Below are 20,736 nucleotides of genomic sequence, written 5' to 3' on the forward strand. Positions count from 1 at the left end.
TATAAGATGCTCAAAGGGCAGCATTTTTTTCATAGTAAACGACTTCCCAATCACCCATAGGATCGTGATGGGTATAACTTCGTACATACTCCATGCCGAGCTTTTTCATTACTGCTATCGAGCCAAGGTTCGCCTCTTCAGCGATAGCGCAAAAATGGGTGGCATCGGATTGTTCTGTGAGAGCGTTTAGAATGTGTTGCGCTGCTTCTGTTGCATATCCTTTGCCCCAAGTAATTTGTTTAAAGCGCCAGCCGAGCTCTAAGTTGTGCCAATGTGGCTGCTCTGAGAAAAACTGATAAGGTCGAACCAAAATCCAGCCAAGAAACTGCTGTGTCGACTTTTCGTTTACTTGCCACAGGCCCCAGCCTTTTTCAGGGTTAAGGTATTTGGCAAGACGCGGTAAAGCGATAGTCTCTATATCTTCTCGGGTGCTAGCCTTACCGCCATTGATGTGTTTCATCACGGCGGGGTCTTGATCTAGCTCGTAAAATAAATCGCCGTCTTCAAGGGTCATCAGGCGATAGGTTAAGCGGTCACTGTCTGTAATGGTTATCATATGATTTGCTCCTTATTTGCTCTACAATACGCGCCCCTATCAAAGTGCAACACCAGAGAAATAGGCGAGTGACGAATTCAGTATTAAAACTGCGGGCCCAACAAATAGCAATGGCAAAGCGTGAATATAAGGCGCGGGGTAGTAAACTCAGTCGTTGCGAGAGCTGTTTGTTAGCTGAATCTTTGTGCATCTGTGATGGTGTGGAGCAGGCGCAATGTGAATCGGCGGTGTGCATGCTGATGTATCACAACGAAAGTTTTAAGCCCTCCAATACAGGTCGCCTTATTGCCGATATTGTGCCGGATAACTATGCCTTTCGCTGGGATAGAACAGATCCAGACGAGGCATTATTAGCTCTGATTGCCAATCCAGATTATCAACCTTTCGTGGTCTTCCCAAGCGAGGGAATTGAGCCTCTGCGAGTGTGTACGAGCGTTGAGCGCCATGATGGCAAGAAGCCCTTGTTTATCTTTTTAGATGGCACGTGGCGAGAAGCCAAAAAAATGATCCGTAAATCGCCTTATCTTGATGGTTTACCTGTGTTATCAATCGCTCCTGAGCGTTTATCAGACTACCGTTTACGCGTTGCGCCACACGCTCATCAACTGGGTACGGCTGAAGTCGCCATTATGGTGCTGGCTCTGGCGGGCGAACATCAAGCTGCTCTCAAACTGGAAGAACACTTTATTGCGTTTCGAGGCGCATACCTTAAAGGAAAACGCTCTAAGCTGGATGCGTAACACTTTGCCTGCAGTTGTTCATTTAGTGACTTGATTTTGCTAGACTCAGTGTCCTAATTAAATCCAGTAGGGACACCACCCCCAGCATGAATGCACGTTTATGTTTATTGGCAACGGCTGTTGCCCAAAGCCTGAGTTTTAGCGCCTTCGCAGATGATAGCGATATTGAACGTATCATTGTGACAGGTGATTTTAAAAGCGAATCTATTCAAGAGCTTAGCGCTAGTGCTAGCCTTTTTTCTGATACCGAAATCGCGTCTCGTGATGCCAAGTATCTGGATGAACTATTAAACCAAGCTGCCAATGTTAACTTTACCGCCGGTGCCTCACGTGGCCGATTCGTGCAAGTGCGTGGTATTGGCCTGCGTTCGCAATTTGTTGACCCAATTAATCCATCTGTGGGCATGATCATTGATGGCATTAATTATTCAGGTCTTGGTGGCGCGGCTATGTTGTTCGACGTTGACCAAGTGGAAATCTATCGTGGACCGCAGGGCACACGCTTCGGTGCCGATGCTCTAGCAGGTATGATCCACATGGAAAGTGCTGACCCAACGCTTGAACCAAGCCTCAAAGTGAAGTTGGGCATGGGCACGTACAACTCATGGGATGCAGGTGTTGCTGCTGCCACTGGTTTTGGCGAAAAAAGCAGTGTTCGCGCCAGCTTCTATCAAAACAAATCAGACGGTTATATGAAAAACGCCTACCTTGGGCGTGATGATACCCAAGGTATCGATGAGCAAGTAGCACGTATTAAATTACACTCTCAGTTAACCGAGCATTGGCGTACTGAGTTCGTGGCTCATTTCATGGATATCGACAATGGTTATGATGCCTTCACATTAGATAATAGCCGCACCAGTGTCGCCGATCAGCCAGGTAAAGATGAGCAAGAGAGTAATGCCTTTAGCCTGAGCAATATCTTCACTGGATTTGATTTTGCGGACGTTGAGCTAAACCTGTCCACATTAGATGCAGATTTACTGTACAGCTACGACGAAGACTGGGTATGTAACGACCCAGACCAGCCAGCATTGTGTAAAGCGGGTCTGCACCCTTGGGGTTATAGCTCAACGGATAGTTATCAGCGTGACAGACAAGACAACACGGCAGAGTTGCGCTTTGATAGTAAAGGTGGCAACTGGGTAACGGGTTTGTATTATCAGTCTCGTGACGTTGATTTACTGCGTCAATACACGTGGAATGACGGTGATTTTAAATCCAACTACGAAAGTGAAAACCTGGCTTTATACGGGCAGATTGAAACACACATTAGTGATAAAACACGTTTGGTAACGGGCTTACGCGTGGAGCGTAATGAAGGTGACTACAGCGACATTTATGGCGTTAATGAGTCTGTAGAAGACACTATGGTCGGTGGTAAAGTTGCGCTTGAGTACCAAGTGGTACCTCGCACCATGATTTACACTAGCGTTAGTCGTGGTTATAAAGCCGGTGGCATCAATGCTGAAGCCATTGCCAAAGCGAATGATGAAGGGCTGAGCCAAGATGCAGAGTTCTTCTTAAACCATCGTACGTTTGATCCTGAATATCTATGGAATGCCGAATTTGGTGTGAAAGGTAAATCGGCTGATCAACGTTTGAATCTGCGCATTACTGCCTTCTATATGTATCGCGACAACATTCAATTGAAAGCGTGGAAAACTGAAGGGCAACAGTTTGCAGGTTACTTCGATAACGGCAGTAGTGGTGAAAACTACGGTTTAGAAATTGAAGGTGAATACGCGTTGTCTCCACGTTTAACCCTCAGTGGCAGCCTTGGTTTGCTAGAAAGTGAAATTGATGGCTTTTTCACCGCCGATGGTATTGACCAAAGTGGCCGTGAACAAGCTCAAGCGCCAAATTATCAATACGCTGTGAACGCCCGTTTCAATATCACTGATGCCTTGGCTGTTAATGTGGGTATGGAAGGCAAGGATGAGTACTATTTCTCAGATAGCCATAACTCCCAAGCGCCGAGTGCGAACTTGCTCAATGCAAGCATCGCCTATCAAGCAGACTACTGGGGTTTGAACTTCTGGGTACGTAATGCTCTGGATGAAGACACCTACAATCGTGGTTTCGAGTTCGGCAATAACCCAGTGAATGAATACGCAACACAAACTTATGTGCAATATGGTGAGCCGCGTGTTGCGGGTGTCAGCTTTAGCTATGAGCTCTAAGCCTAGCGCTAAATAGACATAAAAAAACGCGAGTTACTTCATATAGAAGGCTCGCGTTTTTTATTGCCGATGACTCAGTGATTATTTCAACAATGACTCAGTCAGTACCGGACGAATTTCTTTTACAAGTGCTTGTGCTAGTTTTGGTGAACCACACACGATGTTGCCACTTTTCTCAAAGTTTGCACCACCGGCAAAGTCCATCACCAAACCGCCTGCTTCTTTAACAAGTAGTTGGCCAGCAGCTGTATCCCATGGCTTCAAGCCAATTTCGAAAAAGCCGTCAACACGACCCGCAGCAACGTACGCCATATCCAGCGCAGCAGAGCCCGCACGACGAATATCAGAAGTGTGTACGAATAGCGCTTTAAATGCGTCTAGGTATGCATCCATGTGGTGCTTTTGTTTGAACGGGAAGCCCGTTGCAATCACAGTGCCAGACAAATCTTTTGCATTGCTAACACGGATACGTTTGCTGTTTAGCTGTGCGCCTTGACCACGGCTTGCAGTGAATAGTTCACCACGGATCGGGTCATAAACAACAGCTTGTTCGATGCGGCCCTTTACTTTTAAAGCAATAGAAACAGCGAAATGAGGAATGTCTTGAATGAAGTTGGTTGTGCCATCAAGCGGATCGACAACCCATAGGTAATCTGCATCTGAACCTTCATGTTGACCAAGTTCTTCACCCACAATACTGTGGTTTGGATACGCTTTTAAGATGGTCTCGCGAATAACGGCTTCCGCCTCTTTGTCGACGCTAGTAACAAAGTCGTTGGTGCCTTTTTGAGTGGCTTCAACTTTTGATAAATCTTCACAGGCGCGCAAAATCACCTTACCTGCGTTTCGCGCAGCGCGAATCGCAATGTTTAACATTGGATGCATAGCATTACCTTTGGGTTGTAAAAGAACAATATTCAGAGCGGGCGTATTCTAAAGGTTTTATCGACAAAGTAAATAAAGTTCGAAAAAATAATCGGTGTTTTTTTGTACACCTTTGTTACTCACTGATTTTATATGAAGATATTTCACTGTGGCGCTGACCTTTGGTGAACAAAGCGTGTACGACAAAGATCACCACCGCTGCAATGCTTGTGCTAAAATATCCGCCAATTTGATTATTGATAGAGTAAACACTTTCTATGGCGTTAGAGAACATTCGCATCGTTCTGGTGAACACTTCCCATTCAGGAAATATCGGTTCTGCTGCTAGAGCTATGAAAACAATGGGGTTTAGTAACCTTTATTTGGTAGACCCAGCCTGTGAAATTGACAGTCATGCAAGTGCATTGGCTGCCGGTGCAACCGATATTCTCGGTAAGGCAACGATTGTCTCGACACTAGAACAAGCCCTAGAAGGTTGTAGTCTAGCCATAGGTACGAGTGCGCGTTCACGCACCCTGAGTTGGCCGATGGTTGACCCTCGAGGGTGTGGCGACAAACTCGTGACCGAATCACAACAAGGTCCAGTGGCGCTTGTCTTTGGCCGTGAGAACAGTGGTCTCACTAACGAAGAACTGCAACTGTGTAACTACCATGTGTGTATTCCTGCAAACCCTGAATACAGCTCATTGAACCTGGCAATGGCGGTCCAAACTCTGTGCTATGAAACGCGCATGCAGTTCCTTGATCGTCAAGAACAAGCACCTGAAATCGATGAAGCTGAATACCCCACCAATGAGCAAATGCAACGTTTCTATGAGCATCTTGAGAAAACCTTTGGTGACACTGGCTTCATTCTCAAACAGCATCCAGGGCAAGTTATGACAAAGCTTAAACGCTTGTTTAATCGTGCTCGTCCTGAGCAGCAAGAGTTAAATATTTTGCGCGGTATGCTGACCTCGGTGGATAAGCACACAAAAGCAGACAAATAGCCCGTTTCATCACCTATGTGAATAGTGATAATACTTGACTAAATTAGTCAGGTAATTACAATAGCAACTAATACCTGAGTATTTTACTCAAGTACTTCGAGTAAATACTTGACTCTAATACTCAGGTAATTAAAATTCACACTCTTGATGAGAATGGGGGCGCTATGAAGTTAACATCTAAAGGCAGATACGCGGTAACCGCGATGCTCGATGTTGCTCTACACACAGATGTTGGGCCCGTTCCCCTTGCCGATATTTCAGAACGGCAAGAAATCTCGTTGTCTTATTTAGAACAGTTATTCGCACGCCTACGTAAGCAAGGTCTGGTGACCTCCGTACGTGGTCCTGGTGGCGGATATCTGCTTGGAAAACAAGCCAGTGACATTTCAGTTGGTGATGTAATAAGTGCTGTGAACGAGTCGGTTGATGCGACGCGATGTCATGGTGCCAACGGCGGATGTCAAAGTGGCATGCGTTGTTTAACACACACATTGTGGTCTGAGTTAAGCCAACGAATCGAAGAATTTTTACACGGTATCACCTTAGCTGAGTTGGTTAATAAATCCGACATTAAAGAAGTGGCAATACGCCAAGATAAAAGCCTAAGTGATGCCCTGAGCCAGTTAGAAAACATAGAAGTTAGCTGTCAATTGTAAGCAACGTCGATGTTGCCGTGAAGCGGAGAGAGTAATGAAGTTACCAATTTATTTAGATTATGCAGCAACAACACCAGTGGATCCGCGTGTTGCCGAAGAAATGATGCAGTGCCTGACAATGGATGGCAACTTTGGTAACCCAGCATCACGTTCACACCGTTTCGGTTGGCAAGCCGAGGAGTCGATTGACCAAGCGCGTCACGATATCGCTGACTTGATCAATGCTGACCCACGTGAAATCGTATTTACTTCGGGCGCAACAGAATCTAACAACCTTGCAATTAAAGGTGCGGCAAACTTCTACAAGAAGAAAGGTCAGCACGTTATTACTGTGCGTACTGAGCATAAAGCGGTTATCGACACCTGTCGTGAACTTGAGCGCCAAGGTTTTGAAGTAACTTATATGGACGTTGAAGAAAACGGCCTACTTGATCTGAAAAAGCTTGAAGCAGCAATGCGCGATGACACTGTGCTGGTAAGCGTAATGCACGTAAACAACGAGCTTGGTGTGATCCAAGACATCGCGACGATTGGTGAAATGTGTCGCGAGCGCAAAATCATGTTCCACGTAGATGCGGCGCAAAGCGCAGGTAAAGTAAAAATCGACTTACAAGAGTTGAAAGTTGATTTCATGTCGTTCTCTGGTCACAAAGTATATGGCCCTAAAGGTATCGGTGCGCTTTACGTACGTCGTAAGCCACGTGCTCGTCTAGAGGCGCAAATGCACGGTGGTGGTCACGAACGTGGTATGCGTTCTGGTACATTAGCGACGCACCAAATCGTTGGCATGGGCGCAGCATTTCGTGTTGCTAAACAAGATTTCGATAAAGATCACGCACACATCAGTGCGCTTCGTGAGCGTCTAATCAACGGCATCATGAAGGACATGGACGAAGTGTATTTTAACGGTGCTCCTGAGCATTCAGTGCCTGGCATCGTCAACATCAGCTTCAACTTTGTGGAAGGTGAGTCGTTGTTAATGGCGGTGAAAGACATCGCAGTTTCTTCTGGTTCGGCATGTACATCAGCAAGCCTTGAGCCTTCATACGTTCTGCGTGCACTGGGCCGCAACGATGAGCTAGCACATAGCTCAATTCGTTTCAGCATCGGTCGCTTCACAACGGAAGAAGAAATCGACTACACCGTCAAACTAATTAAAGACTCAATTGGCCGACTACGTGAAATGTCTCCTCTTTGGGAGATGCATCAAGAAGGCATCGATTTAGAGTCGGTTGAGTGGGCACATCATTAAGCCTTGGTAGTAACAAGGTAGCGAGGTAAAGGTTATGGCATACAGCGATAAAGTAATTGATCACGTAGAGAACCCACGTAACGTTGGTTCTTTAGACAAGAATGATCCGAGCGTAGCGACAGGTATGGTGGGTGCACCAGCGTGTGGTGACGTAATGAAACTACAGATCAAGGTTTCTGAAGACGGCGTAATCGAAGATGCGAAGTTCAAAACTTATGGTTGTGGTAGCGCGATTGCTTCTTCATCACTTGTAACTGAGTGGGTGAAGGGTAAGACATTGGATGAAGCTGCGACTATCAAAAACACTGATATCAGCGCAGAGCTAGAATTACCGCCAGTGAAAATTCACTGTTCAATCCTAGCAGAAGATGCGATTCAAGCAGCGATCAAAGATTACAAGAGCAAACACGCAAAATAAGGCAGTAGTAGTATGGCAATCACATTAACAGATGCAGCAGCAGAGCGCGTAAAAGCGTTTTTAGACAACCGCGGTAAAGGGTTGGGTTTACGTGTGGGTATTAAAACCACTGGCTGTTCTGGACTTGCCTACGTCCTTGAGTTTGTTGATGAGCTTAGCGAAGGTGATGAAACCTTCGAGCACAAGGGTGTAAAGGTTATCGTTGATGCAAAAAGCTTAGTGTACATTGACGGCACTGAGCTGGACTTCACTAAAGAAGGCCTCAACGAAGGGTTTAAATTTAACAACCCGAACCAAAGCGGCGAGTGTGGTTGCGGCGAGAGTTTTACTGTTTAACAAGCACTTATCGAGCGAGCCTTGCGCTAAATTAGGTTTCGTATTTGCTTAAGCCCTACCTAGGTAGGGCTTTTCGTTATAAAGGTTTTCTATGCGTTATTTTGAATTGTTCTCAATCCCTGTGGATTATGACATCGACCTACAAAAAGTCAGTGCCCATTATCTTGAACTGCAACGTGCAGCACACCCTGATCGCCACAGCGGCGGCAGTGAGCGAGACAAGCTGCTGGCAGTGCAAAAAACAGCTGAGATAAACGACGCATTACAAACTTTGAAGCACCCCGTAAAACGCGCGGAGTATATGCTCGCAGAGTTGGGCGTGGAAATTCGTGGTGAGCAACAAACATTGCAAGATCCTATGTTCTTAATGCAGCAAATGGAGCTGCGTGAGGAGCTTGAAGATATCAAATCCAGCAGTGATCCTGACGCCGCTATCGCCAACCTCGAGCAGCATATTAAAGAATTAAACAGCGAATACAGTGACCAGCTACGTACTTTGTTAGCTAGTAACGACGAAAATGATTGGCAAAAGGCAGCGGATCACGTGCGCAAACTCAAGTTTGTCTATAAATTAAAAGATGAGCTAGAGCGCGTTGAAGACGAATTATTTGATGACTGAACAGCATTGAGCATAAAGGTTTCATAACACACATGGCATTACTGCAAATCGCTGAGCCGGGGCAAAGCACGGCACCTCATGAACACAAACTCGCAGTGGGTATCGACTTAGGTACCACTAACTCTCTGGTTGCAACCGTACAAAGCGGTGAAGCACGCACCCTAACTGATGAGCTTGGCAACGCCATGCTGCCATCGGTCGTACGCTACCTCGAAGAAGGGCATGTGGTAGGTCAAGAGGCAGCGGCAAAAGCAGCTGAAGATCCGCACAATACCTTGGTTTCTGTGAAGCGTTTTCTAGGCAAAACGCAAGCTGAAATTGAAGCAAGCTACGGCCAGTTACCTTACGATTTCACCGATACTGACGGCAGCTTGCGTGTTCGCACTCGTCAAGGTGATATTAGTCCAGTACAAGCATCAAGCGATATCCTTAAAGCCTTGCGCGAACGTGCAGAGCAAAGTTTCGGTGGTGACGACATCACGGGTGCGGTTATCACAGTGCCTGCGTACTTTGATGATGCCCAGCGCCACAGCACTAAAGATGCCGCGCAGCTTGCGGGTATTAAAGTATTACGCTTATTGAACGAGCCGACAGCCGCAGCGGTGGCTTACGGTCTGGATTCAGGTCAAGAAGGCGTGATTGCCGTTTACGATTTAGGTGGCGGTACCTTCGATATCTCCATATTGCGTTTGAATAAAGGCGTGTTCGAAGTGCTTTCAACAGGCGGTGACTCAGCGCTCGGCGGTGATGATTTTGACGCATTATTAGTTGAGTACTTTAAACAGCAAACCGCAGTGCAAGCTCTATCAGCCAATACTTTGCGTTTGTTCATTAACAAAGCCAGAGCCTGTAAAGAAGCATTGAGTAGCTATGCTAAAGTCAATGTGGGTTTGGAATTTGACGGTCAATCACACATGGTTGAAGTCACCCGAGAGTTGTTCGATCAATTGGCGGCACCGCTAGTTAAGAAAACTCTGCGCAGTTGTCGTCGTGCTATTAAAGATGCGGGCATCAGCACAGAAGAAGTGCTACAAGTGGTGATGGTCGGTGGTTCTACTCGCATGCCAATAGTACGTGAGCAAGTGGGTGAGTTCTTTGCAAAAGAACCATTAACAAGCATCGACCCGGATCGTGTTGTTGCCATCGGTGCTGCAATTCAAGCGGATATTCTGGTGGGCAATAAACCAGAATCTGACATGCTCCTACTCGACGTGTTGCCTTTGTCTCTTGGTTTAGAAACCATGGGTGGGTTGGTTGAGAAAATCATTCCGCGTAACACCACAATTCCTGTCGCGCGAGCGCAAGAGTTCACTACTTTTAAAGACGGGCAAACGGCCATGTCGTTACACGTACTTCAAGGTGAACGAGAGCTAGTGGATGATTGTCGCTCATTGGCTAAATTTAGCCTCAAAGGTATCCCTCCAATGGCGGCGGGCGCTGCTCATATTCGCGTTACTTTTAATGTCGATGCCGATGGTTTACTGAGTGTTACGGCGATGGAGAAGTCCACAGGTGTGCAAGCCGAAATTCAAGTGAAGCCTTCATTTGGTTTGTCTGATGACCAAGTTGCCGATATGCTCAGAGCGTCAATGTCGAACGCTAAAGAAGACATGCAAGCGCGTATGCTCAAAGAGCAGCAAGTTGAAGCGCTGCGAGTAAATGAAGCGCTTGAAGCGTCATTGGCGACTGACAGCGATTTACTCGATGAGCAGGAGCTCACTACCTTGCGTGAGGCTATGGCAGAGCTGAAACAAATCAGCAAAACAACAAGTGAGCCGCAAGAGATTAAGAACGCAATTGAAAAAGTGGATGCGGCAAGTAGCGATTTCGCAGCACGCCGTATGGATGCATCTATTAAAAAGGTCTTAACAGGCCAGTCTGTTGATGAGGTTTAAGTAATGCCACAAATCATCTTTTTACCCCATGAAGAATTATGTCCAGAAGGCGCTGCGATTGAAGCGAAGTCTGGCGAGACCGTGCTTGATGTAGCGTTGAAAAATGGCATCAGTATTCCTCATGCATGTGAGAAATCATGTGCCTGCACAACATGCCACATCGTTGTTCGTGAAGGTTTTGACTCTCTAGAGGAGAGTGATGAACTTGAAGATGACATGCTTGATAAAGCGTGGGGCCTTGAAGCTGAATCGCGCCTCGGTTGCCAAGCAAAAATTGCTGACGAAGATTTGGTTGTGGAAATCCCTAAATACAACCTAAATATCGTTAACGAAGAGCACTAAGCACTTCGCATAATCACTGAAAACCGCGGCCTAGTAGCCGCGGTTTTTTTATTGTCTGATGAGTTCATGCATGCCAAAGTGCTATATCTTCTTTCGTCAGTGGACATTAGTCTGAGGCTAGGTAAACTTGCTGTTTTTGTACAATGGAAGAGGGCTATGGAGCCGCAAATTAGCTTAGTGATATTGGCAGGGGGCCTAGGTTCACGCTTTGGGGGAGCTAAACAAATTGCCCGTTTACCGGGTATTGACAGCACCATCATGGAATTAAGTATCGCTGATGCATACGATGCTGGCGTGCGCCATCTTATTATTATTATTAACGCCATGGTGCGTGATGCGATAGAGCAGCAAATCTTACCAAATTTACCCGCAGACCTTGATGTCGACTTGGTTGAGCAGCGTATTAGCGATGTGCCCAGCGAGTTTGCTGCTTTGGCACAGCAGCGCTCAAAGCCTTGGGGCACAGGGCACGCGCTATTGTGCGCAAAATCTGTGATACGTGACAAAGCCATTGTGATCACAGCTGATGACTATTACGGTGACATTGCATTTCAACAAATCACTGAACATTTTCGTCGCAGTGAAAACTGGGGCTGTGTCGCATATCCATTGCTAAATACCTTGTCAGAACAAGGAGGTGTAAATCGGGGGATTTGCGCTCTTAACCACGCGAAGCAACTTCTTAGAGTAGACGAAATTCTCGATATACAATTTGAAGGCAATACTCTTGTCGGAACAAATGCACAGCAAACTCGTGTTGAATTAGATGAGCATGCCCTTGCGTCTATGACGTTTTGGGGAATTGATTTACGTTTGTTTACTATATTGGAACAAAATTTCTACCAGTTTTTGTCAATTCATGACAACGGTGTCAAAAAGGAGTATTATCTTCCTGATCAAATTCAATACAGTATCGATACACTGGGTATCGCTGTTGACGTTTACCCTGCACAGCAACCTTGGCTGGGTATGACCTATAAAGATGAACTTCCCGTGTTGGCTCAAAAGATTTCCGCACTTAAGGGACTGACCGACGTACAGCACGTCATCGAAGAATAAATACATGAATACAGAAAGTTATGCGCAGGCTATAGCGCAAGATTACGGCTTTGAGCCACACAGCGTTAGCGTCAAACCTATTGGTAATGGCCACATCAACACCACCTTGTTGCTTAAACACAGCAAAGGTGCCGTTGTGGTGCAAAAGCTAAACACACAAGTGTTTCCTGAGCCAGACAAGCTAGTGGCCAATGCGCGTAAAATTGAGCAGCACCTCAAAGACAAGCGCAATAGCGGTGACTATGCCTTAGAAATCATTGAGCATATTCCCAGTGTAGATAACACATACAGTGTGGATATTAATGGTGATACGTGGCGGGCGCTTGTATTCATCGGTGAAAGTCGTAGTGAAGAGGTAGTGCAAAGTGCTGAGCAAGCGAAAACAGCGGCCAGTGCGTTTGGTCAGTTCGCAGCCGCACTGCAAGACTTTGATGCAGATTCTCTGTACCCCGTGATTAAGAACTTTCATAACTTAGCCATGCGCATGGATATGCTCGAGCAAGCCGTGGCTGAAGACAAGGTTGGCCGTGTGAGTGAAGTGCAAGAGCAGCTGGCATTTTGCCGTCAGCAAATGCACTTAGTCGAAGAGTTGGCCCTATTGGAGGGTTCTATCCCTTTGCGCCCATGTCATAACGACACCAAAATCAATAACATGCTTTTTAGCACCCGCGATAATAGTGCCAAAGCCGTGATTGATCTGGACACCTGCATGCCAGGGTTGTGGCTTTTTGATTTTGGCGACATGGTACGCACCTTTTGTTCTCCAGAGGCTGAAGACAGTACCAACCTAGATAAAGTTGTAGTGCGTGAAGATATCTTCGCTGCACTGGTTGAAGGTTACATTGAGCCACTAAAAGAGCACATTACCGCACAAGAAAAGGCGAGCTTTTGGCTTGGCGCTCAAGTGATGCCATTTATGATTGGTGTGCGTTTCTTAACTGATTATCTCGATGGTGATAATTACTTTGGGATTAAACATCCTCGTCATAATCTTGATAGAGCAAAAAATCAGTTTGCCCTGTATCGCAGTGTTGTGGCACAGCAAGACTCACTTAAGGCACTTATTTGCAACGCATAACCGCTTAGCCCAATTACTCTGTTGGGCTTTTTTATATCCTTCTTTACTAAAACCTGTCCGGCCATGGACACTTTAGTGTCCGAACTCGGACAGGTTTAAACCCCACTGAAAAATTAAAAACAATATAAATCATTGTTTTTATTGTATTTAAATTTTTGGCACGTAGCTTGATATAAACATAACGTAGTTTCAATACACTTACTTATTATCAAGGATATAGACATGAAAACACGTTACATCACTTTATTTGCAGGCGTACTAATGATGAGCACCGCGAGCCAAGCGGCAACGTTAACTCAGGAAATTGAAGGCGCGGTAAAACAAGCTGCGCAAGAAGCGTTGGTGCAATTGGTGGAATCACAGAAAAAGTCGCTAAAAGAGACAGCGATGAATTGGGTCTTAGACAGTAAGGCTCAGCCAAAGCCAGTGCCTGAACAAGCAACTAAAAAAGCGAAGTAATATGCGATGCTATTTAGCTGAGTTAGCTCGATTGTGTGAGAGACACGTATTTATCAGCGAGCTCAGCTAAGCTTTCTTTATGCTCTGGATCGGGCTTAATACAGTCGATAGGGCACACACTGACACAGGTCGGATTATCATAATGACCCACACATTCGGTGCATTTTGATGGCTCAATCTGATAAATCTCTTCACCCATGTAAATCGCGCCATTAGGGCACTCAGGCTCACACATATCACAGTTGATGCATTTGTCGTTGATTAATAAAGCCATTTTCTCTAAGCAAATCAGTAAGTAAATATTACAGCGAAATAACCCGCTAAAAAGCAGGGTTAATTTTACATGATTTCCTTTTAGGGTGGAGCATTTATTGGAGAAAAGGTAGTGATCGCAATGCTTAATAGATGCTCAATAGCAGTAGAGGTAGCGTTTAGCTACCTCCATACCTACTGAGGATGACTGTGGAGCAGGTTGGCAGACGCCATTGCCTTGGTCGCAATTTTAGAGCAACGCTCAGACTGGATGCATTGTGCATTTGCGGTAGCTTCGTCTTCATGTTTATCTTTTTGATAAATAGTGCGCCCTTCTTTGATAGTGGTAAGCACCTCAAGATCAGCGATATCCTCTGGCTTAATGGTCAGCGGGTTATCTGACAAGATCACCATATCCGCTAGCTTACCGGGTTCGAGCGAGCCTTTATTTGCTTCTTCTTTATATTGAATTGCAGCCCATAAAGTTTGTGCCTTTAACCCTTCAAGGGCTGAGACTCTTTGCTCTGGGCCGATTTCTCTACCAGTACGGCTGACGCGATTTACTGTTGCCGAATAGACACGCAGCGAGTTCGGTAATGCCACAGGAGAGTCATGGTGCGAGGTGAAAATCATATCCAATTCTCTGGCCCAGCCTGTTGGTGAGATATTTTGTGCTCGCTCGCCACCGAGAACTGAGTCCATGTGCCAATCCCCCCAATAGAAAGTATGCATCGGGAAGAATGATGGGAATATGCCGAGTTCTTTAAAGGACTTAACTTGGTCTTTTCGCGTGGTTTGTCCGTGAATCGCCACAAATCCACGATCAGGCACGCCATGTTTTGCTTCGCTGGCTTTAACACCTTTGATGAGCTGATCTATCGCTGCGTCACCGTTGACATGGGTAAGTAATTGCCATCCATTCTGTTGTGCGAGCGCAATGTATCCAGCTGCCTTTTCGTCAGATAGGCTTGGGTAACCCGTGTAATCTGCGTCAAGACCTTCAGGGGGGACTAAATAGGGTTTAGTTAGCCATGCGGTTTTGCCTTGCGGCGAGCCATCCAAATTGAGCTTGGCACCAGCAACGCGAAAGCCATTCATATACTCTTTTGAATAGTACGGAGGCTTTAAGCTGTCTTGGGCGATTTGAATATCTGGATAAGCGGCCACATCAATAAGTAGTTTGCCTTTTTTGGCCGCGTTATACATGGTGGTAACGGCGTCGTTAGACGCTCGTCCTTCTTGTGCGGTTGTATAGCCAAAGCGGGAATATAACTCGACACCAGCGTTGAAGATAATTTCATTGTCTTGTGCGTCAAGTTTCGAAAATAGAGGAATAAGTAACCCGAAGAAGGCCGTTTCTTCAAGCACGCCATTAGGGGTTTCTCCATCTTTTTCACGGCGAATCTTACCGCCGCTAGGATCTTTACTTTCGGCAGTTAATCCCGCCAATTCTAGTGCCTTGGTATTGACTGCAGCGAGGTGCCCAGATTGGTGGATGATAATCACAGGAACATCTTTTGCTACTGCATCTAGCTCTTGGCGGGTTGGGTGGCGCTGTTCTTTGAGTTGTGAATCATCATAACCAAAACCCATAATTACATCGAGTTGTGCATTTTGTGGCAATTTGGCCCATGCTTTTAATGCATCTTGAACGCCAGCAATTGCAGTAACATTGCCATCCGGTGGCGCGAGCAAGTTTGCGGAAAGTGCCTGTATACCCGTATTAAAGACGTGTCCATGAGCGTCTATAAAACCGGGAATAAGGGTATTTCCAGCTAAGTCGACCATTTGCGTGTTGTTATCTTTTAACTTGAGGATATCTGCTTTATCACCTACAGCTAGAATAGTTCCTTCCTTCACAGCGAGTGCTTCAACGGTAGGTTGCTGATCATTGACAGTGATGATGTCACCACCTACATATATCGAATCAGCAAATTCAGTCTGGGCTAGGGCACTGGTGGATAAACAAAGACTCAGTGCCAGTAATGTTTTTTTCATAAACCTTCTCCATAAGAATGCAAAAACATCTGTACAACTATTTTAGAAACAGTCGCTTAATCTTAGTTGTGGGCTAAGGATTTGGCTATGACGCTAAGGCCGAATTTATATATTGGGGCACGACAGGTTGAAAATTGCACTATTTTAGTGCGCTTAAATTATCTGTGGTTTTTAACGTATTGTTTTTATTACGTTTAACTTTTTGGCCTAGCTAATGCAATAAGCTTTGTTACTAGGAGCGCTATGAGAAGGGGGATGTCGAATGATGGACATCAATGCATTTTTAATGCGACATAAGTTGGGTTCTCACTATGCTCAGCAAATTGCCCAATACTATGAGCCACTCGCTAAACAGGTGTTGGCAAATAAGCAACAGGGCAAAGCACTGTTTGTCACAATCAATGGTGCACAGGGGTCTGGTAAAAGCACATTGGCAGAATTCTTAGCGCAATATATTTGCAGTGAAACTTCCTATCATGCCTGCGCTTGCTCCATCGATGACTTTTACTATCCCAAAGCAAAAAGGTTAGAGTTAGCGAAAGAAGTTCACCCTTTATTTGCCACCAGAGGTGTCCCAGGTACTCACGATATACGCCTGTTGAAGCAAGTGTTAGACAAAATTACGCAGGGGAAATCTCCCGTAGCCATTCCTCGTTTTGATAAAGCCTACGATGACAGAGCCAGTGCTGAGCAGTGGCAGCAACACACTAAGCCCATAGATATCTTTATCTTAGAAGGATGGTGTGTCAGTACACCGGCGCAAGGGAGTAGTGCACTAGCGCAGCCCATCAATCAACTGGAACAAGAGCAAGACACGCAAGGAAGTTGGCGTCGATGCGTTAATTCCTGTTTGGCCAATGAATATCAAGATGTATTTAACCGCGCAGATATCCGCATCATGCTCAAGGCGCCCAGTTTCGATACGGTGTTGGCGTGGCGCTGGCAACAAGAGCAAAAGCTGATAGAGCAAGTGGGCGAAACCGCACAAACAATGAGTAAGGATCAAATAGCAGATTTTATTAGTTATTTTGAGCGTTTGACTCGACACAGTTTGTGTAAGCTGCCGCATATGTGCGAAGTGGTCTTTGAATTGGACGCACAACGCACCATCACGGCCTATCACAATGCGTTACCTGCACAAGGCGGTACCCTACCAGTCATTTTCACCGATCTTGACGGTACTTTGCTTGACCACAATACCTACCAGTGCGATGAAGCGCAGGAATTGCTGACTAAGTTGGCACAGGCAGGGGTGCCGGTCATTATCAACAGCAGTAAAACCGCCGCTGAAATTATTCCGATTTGTCAGCAGCTCGATATTCATGACCCTTTCATCGCTGAGAATGGGGCGGTGCTGTATATACCTAAAAACTGGTTTGATAGCCCACCAGAAGGAGCGCGTAATGAGGGCAGTTACTGGGTTATTCCGTTTAGCCCGAGTAAAACGACCATCCACAAAGTGCTCAACGTGTTAAAGCAACAATTTGGTGCTTACTTTGAGAGTTTCACTGACTTAGGGCTCGAAGGTGTAGCGCGTTTAACGGGACTCAGTGGAGATGCCCTGGAGCATTCTTTAACACGTGAGTATTCAGAGCCACTGTATTGGCATGGTAGTACTTCGCAATTGCGAGAATTTACGTTAGCGGCGCGCTCATTGGGCTTCACCGTCCTCAAAGGCGGGCGCTTTGTGCACCTAACTCAAGGTGCGGATAAAGGTGTGGCGCTGCGTTATTTTATGGGGCTGATGAAGCAGCAATATAACCGCCAGTTACACAGTATTGCCCTGGGAGACAGTCACAATGATGTGGCTATGCTCGAAGTGGCAGACACCGCGATTGTTATCGCCAACCCAACCCACAAAACCCCTATTCTCAGTAGAGAGTGCGCAATTTTCAGTGTACAAACTGGCCCGCGTGGCTGGCGAGAAACACTGCAAAACTTAGCGCTCATTAAAGATCAAATCAATGCATCGGAGGTGCGTGAATATGGCTGATTTTCATCAAAATGGCATAGTAACTACGCTACATAACATAGCGCAACGTTCCACGCAGGAGCTCGAAAGTGAGTTAGTTCAGTTCTCAAAAGAACGGCCGATGGGATTGATTCTTCCGTCTTTATTCTCTGAGCTTGAGGGACCGGCTCTGGGAAATATTGTTGATCATTTGTGTGACGTACCTTATCTCGATGAGATTGTCATCGGATTGGATAGAGCCGATGAAGCGCAGTATCGTTATGCCTTGGAGTTTTTCAAAAAGTTACCACAAAAACACCGTATATTATGGAACGATGGCCCGCGTTTACAGGCGCTAGATAAAGAGTTGCAAGAACTCGGCGTTGCCCCTAAAGAACTCGGCAAAGGCCGAAATGTTTGGTACTGCATGGGCTATATGTTGGCTGCGTCAAAGGTAGAATCAATCGCGCTTCATGATTGCGATATCCTAACGTACGACCGCCAATTGTTGGCGCGACTCATATACCCCGTTGCTCACCCACGTTTTAACTACGAGTTTTGCAAAGGCTTTTATGCTCGTACCGCTGAAGGGAAAATTAACGGCCGAGTATCTCGTTTGCTTGTTACACCTTTACTGCGTTCGTTTAAAACAGTGCTGGGCACAACTGATTACCTCGACTACATGGACTCGTTTCGTTACCCATTAGCAGGGGAGTTCTCTTTCCGTCGAGATGTACTCAATGATATTCGTATCCCCAGTGACTGGGGACTTGAGATTGGTGTGCTCTCAGAAATGTATCGCAACTATGCTCATAACCGCTTGTGTCAGGTTGATATTGCGCAAACGTACGACCACAAACACCAAGACTTATCATTGGATGACAAAAATGCGGGTCTATCAAAAATGTCTGTGGATATCACGAAAGCCATGTTTAGAAAGTTGGCAACACAGGGGCAGACGTTTACCACAGAAACGATTCGTTCACTCAAAGCGACCTATTATCGTATCGCCCTCGATTTCGTTGAGACCTATCACAATGATGCACTTATGAATGGGTTGAGCTTAGATATTCACCAAGAGGAAAAAGCGGTGGAGATGTTTGCACAAAACATCATGCATGCGGGTCAGCACTTTTTGGAAAACCCAATGGAGACGCCTTTTGTGCCCAGTTGGAACCGCGTGGTTTCAGCTAAGCCGGATGTCTTTGCCCGGTTAAAAGAAGCCGTTGAGCTCGACAACCAAGAATTTGCTGCGTCGATGCGCAAGGCAGGCTAATTATGGCTGCGTCTGAAACTGAACTGCACGCTCGGGTCAGTCATCAGCTGGCTAATATCTATCGTGATATCCTTACCAGTAAGGAATTAGAGGACTTAGCCGCTGAGTTGATAGCTGAGATGCTACGCAGCGACAGAGTGCGCAATCCCACACCGCATAAAAACCGCTGGGATGAGAGTGATGTTGTGCTTATTTGCTATGGTGATTCGGTGAATAGAACGGCTCACTATGAGCCGCATACTCTAGCCATTGAACCGCCATTGTTGACGCTCAAGTATTTCCTTGATGAATACACGCAAGGCGTCATTAACTCAGTGCATATTTTACCGTTTTATCCGTATTCTTCTGATGAGGGGTTTGCGGTAATGAACTATGTACAAGTGAATGAGTCGCTGGGTGGCTGGCAACATATCAATGCCATTGCCAAAGATTACCGGTTGATGGCTGATCTGGTCATCAATCACTGCTCTTCTAAAAGTCGCTGGTTTGATAACTTCATCCATGGCAAAGACCCAGGTCGAGGGTATTTCAAAACGGCTGCACCTGATAGTGATTTATCCCAAGTGGTGCGTCCGCGTACATCGCCACTACTACAAAAGGTAGATACGGCTCAGGGAGAGCAACATGTGTGGTGTACGTTCAGCCACGATCAGGTTGATTTTGACTTTACCAATGTGCAAGTGCTCATTGAGTTTGTGCGTATTATTCGCTTCTATTTAGAAAATGGCGTGCGCCTATTTCGCCTTGATGCTGTAGCCTTTTTATGGAAAGAGATCGGTACCAGTTGCATTAACCTTGCGCAAACTCATGAAGTGGTGCGATTACTTCGCACCCTCATAGAGCACGTGGAGCCATCGGCTATCATCATTACCGAGACCAATATTCCTAATGAGCAAAACCTGGCTTATTTTGGTAACGCTAATGAAGCGCACTGCGTTTATAACTTCTCCTTGCCCCCCTTGCTGCTCCATACCCTAACAACAGGCAATTGTACGGCACTGAAAAAATGGATGATGGGCATGCCTCCAGCGCAAAATGGCACAGCGTATTTCAACTTTATCGCATCGCACGACGGTATTGGTCTGCGCCCTGCTGAAGGGCTACTAACGGAGGGGCAGATTAACTCGCTGGTGGCCTGCATGCAGCGCTTTGGTGCCAAAGTTAGCCTGCGTAGTAACAATGACGGCAGCGTGTCACCCTATGAAATAAATATTGCGCTGATTGATGCGATGCAAGGTACGGAGCATGGCCCGGACAAGCACACGCTTGCACGGTTCTTGTGCGCTCACGCGATCATGTTCGCGTTAGAGGGGATCCCTGGGCTGTATATACACAGCCTTGTTGGCACGGAGAATGATGTAGAACGTTTTAACAATACTCAGCACAACCGCGCCATAAATCGCCATCGTTGGCATCTCGATTGTTTGGAAGAAAAGCTCGCAGATGAAAATAGCCTGCACCACAAAGTGCATCAAGGCATGCTTAATTTACTGCGCATTCGCACTAAACAAAGTGCATTTCACCCCAATGCTACGCAGTTTACCTTGCACTTAGGCGAGCATATTTTTGGTTTTTGGCGCCAAAGTGCAGACCGTCAGCAAAGTCTATTTTGCCTGTTTAATATCAGTGACAGAGTGCAATCATTAGGGTTGGGGGATTTAAACTTAGTGAATATGCAGCCATGGCGAGATTTAATAAGTGGTGAGACCTTCACCAACATGGAACACATTCTTGAACTGCAACCTTACCAAGCGGTGTGGCTCACCAATGTCAGCTCAGGGTGAGTCACACC

General features: G+C 46.1%; 20 protein-coding genes. 16 read left to right on the forward strand and 4 right to left on the reverse strand.

Annotated features, from left to right (window positions below; genetic code table 11):
- Positions 1 to 10: 10 nt before the first annotated feature.
- Positions 11 to 556 (reverse strand): GNAT family N-acetyltransferase, encoded by a 546-nt coding sequence (locus V1358_RS12025; RefSeq protein ID WP_347391607.1) that lies wholly within the window; start codon positions 554 to 556, stop codon positions 11 to 13.
- Between the two features lie 68 nt (positions 557 to 624).
- Between V1358_RS12025 and V1358_RS12030 the strand changes: the two genes are divergently transcribed.
- Both V1358_RS12030 and V1358_RS12035 read left to right on the forward strand, forming a co-directional pair.
- Entirely contained in the window at positions 625 to 1,296 is a 672-nt protein-coding gene (locus V1358_RS12030) for a tRNA-uridine aminocarboxypropyltransferase (RefSeq protein ID WP_347393686.1), read from the forward strand.
- An 86-nt stretch (positions 1,297 to 1,382) separates the two neighbouring features.
- On the forward strand, positions 1,383 to 3,479 hold the full coding sequence (locus V1358_RS12035; RefSeq protein WP_347393687.1) for a TonB-dependent receptor: 2,097 nt from the start codon (positions 1,383 to 1,385) through the stop codon (positions 3,477 to 3,479).
- A gap of 81 nt (positions 3,480 to 3,560) precedes the next feature.
- Here V1358_RS12035 and suhB read toward each other — a convergent pair whose 3' ends face one another.
- The gene (gene suhB, locus V1358_RS12040; RefSeq protein ID WP_347391604.1) at positions 3,561 to 4,364 is read right to left on the reverse strand and encodes an inositol-1-monophosphatase; all 804 of its coding nucleotides are present in this window, start codon (positions 4,362 to 4,364) and stop codon (positions 3,561 to 3,563) included.
- Between the two features lie 257 nt (positions 4,365 to 4,621).
- Between suhB and trmJ the strand changes: the two genes are divergently transcribed.
- The 11 genes from trmJ (at position 4,622) to V1358_RS12095 (ending at position 13,467) form a co-directional block, all read left to right on the forward strand.
- Positions 4,622 to 5,353: a tRNA (cytosine(32)/uridine(32)-2'-O)-methyltransferase TrmJ gene (gene trmJ, locus V1358_RS12045; RefSeq protein WP_347391603.1), complete on the forward strand. Its 732-nt coding sequence runs from the start codon at positions 4,622 to 4,624 to the stop codon at positions 5,351 to 5,353.
- 164 nt (positions 5,354 to 5,517) lie between these two features.
- Entirely contained in the window at positions 5,518 to 6,009 is a 492-nt protein-coding gene (gene iscR, locus V1358_RS12050; RefSeq protein WP_347391602.1) for a Fe-S cluster assembly transcriptional regulator IscR, read from the forward strand.
- Between the two features lie 34 nt (positions 6,010 to 6,043).
- The gene (locus V1358_RS12055) at positions 6,044 to 7,261 is read left to right on the forward strand and encodes an IscS subfamily cysteine desulfurase (protein ID WP_347391601.1); all 1,218 of its coding nucleotides are present in this window, start codon (positions 6,044 to 6,046) and stop codon (positions 7,259 to 7,261) included.
- Between the two features lie 34 nt (positions 7,262 to 7,295).
- Entirely contained in the window at positions 7,296 to 7,679 is a 384-nt protein-coding gene (gene iscU, locus V1358_RS12060; RefSeq protein WP_347391600.1) for a Fe-S cluster assembly scaffold IscU, read from the forward strand.
- A gap of 12 nt (positions 7,680 to 7,691) precedes the next feature.
- Entirely contained in the window at positions 7,692 to 8,015 is a 324-nt protein-coding gene (gene iscA, locus V1358_RS12065; RefSeq protein ID WP_347391599.1) for an iron-sulfur cluster assembly protein IscA, read from the forward strand.
- A 91-nt stretch (positions 8,016 to 8,106) separates the two neighbouring features.
- Entirely contained in the window at positions 8,107 to 8,634 is a 528-nt protein-coding gene (gene hscB / locus V1358_RS12070) for a co-chaperone HscB (RefSeq protein ID WP_347391598.1), read from the forward strand.
- A 32-nt stretch (positions 8,635 to 8,666) separates the two neighbouring features.
- A complete protein-coding gene (gene hscA, locus V1358_RS12075) occupies positions 8,667 to 10,529 on the forward strand; it encodes a Fe-S protein assembly chaperone HscA (RefSeq protein WP_347393688.1) in 1,863 nt (620 codons plus the stop codon).
- Between the two features lie 3 nt (positions 10,530 to 10,532).
- Positions 10,533 to 10,871, forward strand: coding sequence for an ISC system 2Fe-2S type ferredoxin (gene fdx, locus V1358_RS12080; protein WP_347391596.1), 339 nt, complete (start codon positions 10,533 to 10,535; stop codon positions 10,869 to 10,871).
- Between the two features lie 156 nt (positions 10,872 to 11,027).
- Entirely contained in the window at positions 11,028 to 11,930 is a 903-nt protein-coding gene (locus V1358_RS12085; RefSeq protein WP_347391595.1) for an NTP transferase domain-containing protein, read from the forward strand.
- A gap of 4 nt (positions 11,931 to 11,934) precedes the next feature.
- Positions 11,935 to 13,008, forward strand: coding sequence for a phosphotransferase enzyme family protein (locus V1358_RS12090; RefSeq protein ID WP_347393689.1), 1,074 nt, complete (start codon positions 11,935 to 11,937; stop codon positions 13,006 to 13,008).
- Positions 13,009 to 13,230: 222 nt separating this feature from the next.
- On the forward strand, positions 13,231 to 13,467 hold the full coding sequence (locus V1358_RS12095; protein ID WP_347393690.1) for a hypothetical protein: 237 nt from the start codon (positions 13,231 to 13,233) through the stop codon (positions 13,465 to 13,467).
- Between the two features lie 22 nt (positions 13,468 to 13,489).
- Here the strand turns inward: V1358_RS12095 and V1358_RS12100 are convergent, their stop codons facing one another.
- Entirely contained in the window at positions 13,490 to 13,741 is a 252-nt protein-coding gene (locus tag V1358_RS12100; protein WP_347391592.1) for a YfhL family 4Fe-4S dicluster ferredoxin, read from the reverse strand.
- A 173-nt stretch (positions 13,742 to 13,914) separates the two neighbouring features.
- Positions 13,915 to 15,717, reverse strand: a complete 1,803-nt coding sequence (locus tag V1358_RS12105; protein WP_347393691.1) for an amidohydrolase — start codon at positions 15,715 to 15,717, stop codon at positions 13,915 to 13,917.
- A 262-nt stretch (positions 15,718 to 15,979) separates the two neighbouring features.
- Here V1358_RS12105 and V1358_RS12110 point away from each other — a divergent pair, with 262 nt between their 5' ends.
- From V1358_RS12110 to V1358_RS12120, 3 genes are read left to right on the forward strand one after another with little or no spacing between them, the layout of a single operon-like run.
- A complete protein-coding gene (locus V1358_RS12110; RefSeq protein WP_347393692.1) occupies positions 15,980 to 17,710 on the forward strand; it encodes an HAD-IIB family hydrolase in 1,731 nt (576 codons plus the stop codon).
- Positions 17,703 to 18,944 (forward strand): glycosyltransferase family protein, encoded by a 1,242-nt coding sequence (locus V1358_RS12115; RefSeq protein ID WP_347391589.1) that lies wholly within the window; start codon positions 17,703 to 17,705, stop codon positions 18,942 to 18,944. The genes V1358_RS12110 and V1358_RS12115 overlap by 8 nt, the downstream gene beginning before the upstream one ends.
- A 2-nt stretch (positions 18,945 to 18,946) precedes the next feature.
- Positions 18,947 to 20,728, forward strand: a complete 1,782-nt coding sequence (locus V1358_RS12120; protein ID WP_440589888.1) for a sugar phosphorylase — start codon at positions 18,947 to 18,949, stop codon at positions 20,726 to 20,728.
- Positions 20,729 to 20,736 lie beyond the last annotated feature (8 nt).

The organism is Pseudoalteromonas pernae (assembly GCF_039831865.1).
GTDB lineage: Bacteria > Pseudomonadota > Gammaproteobacteria > Enterobacterales > Alteromonadaceae > Pseudoalteromonas > Pseudoalteromonas pernae.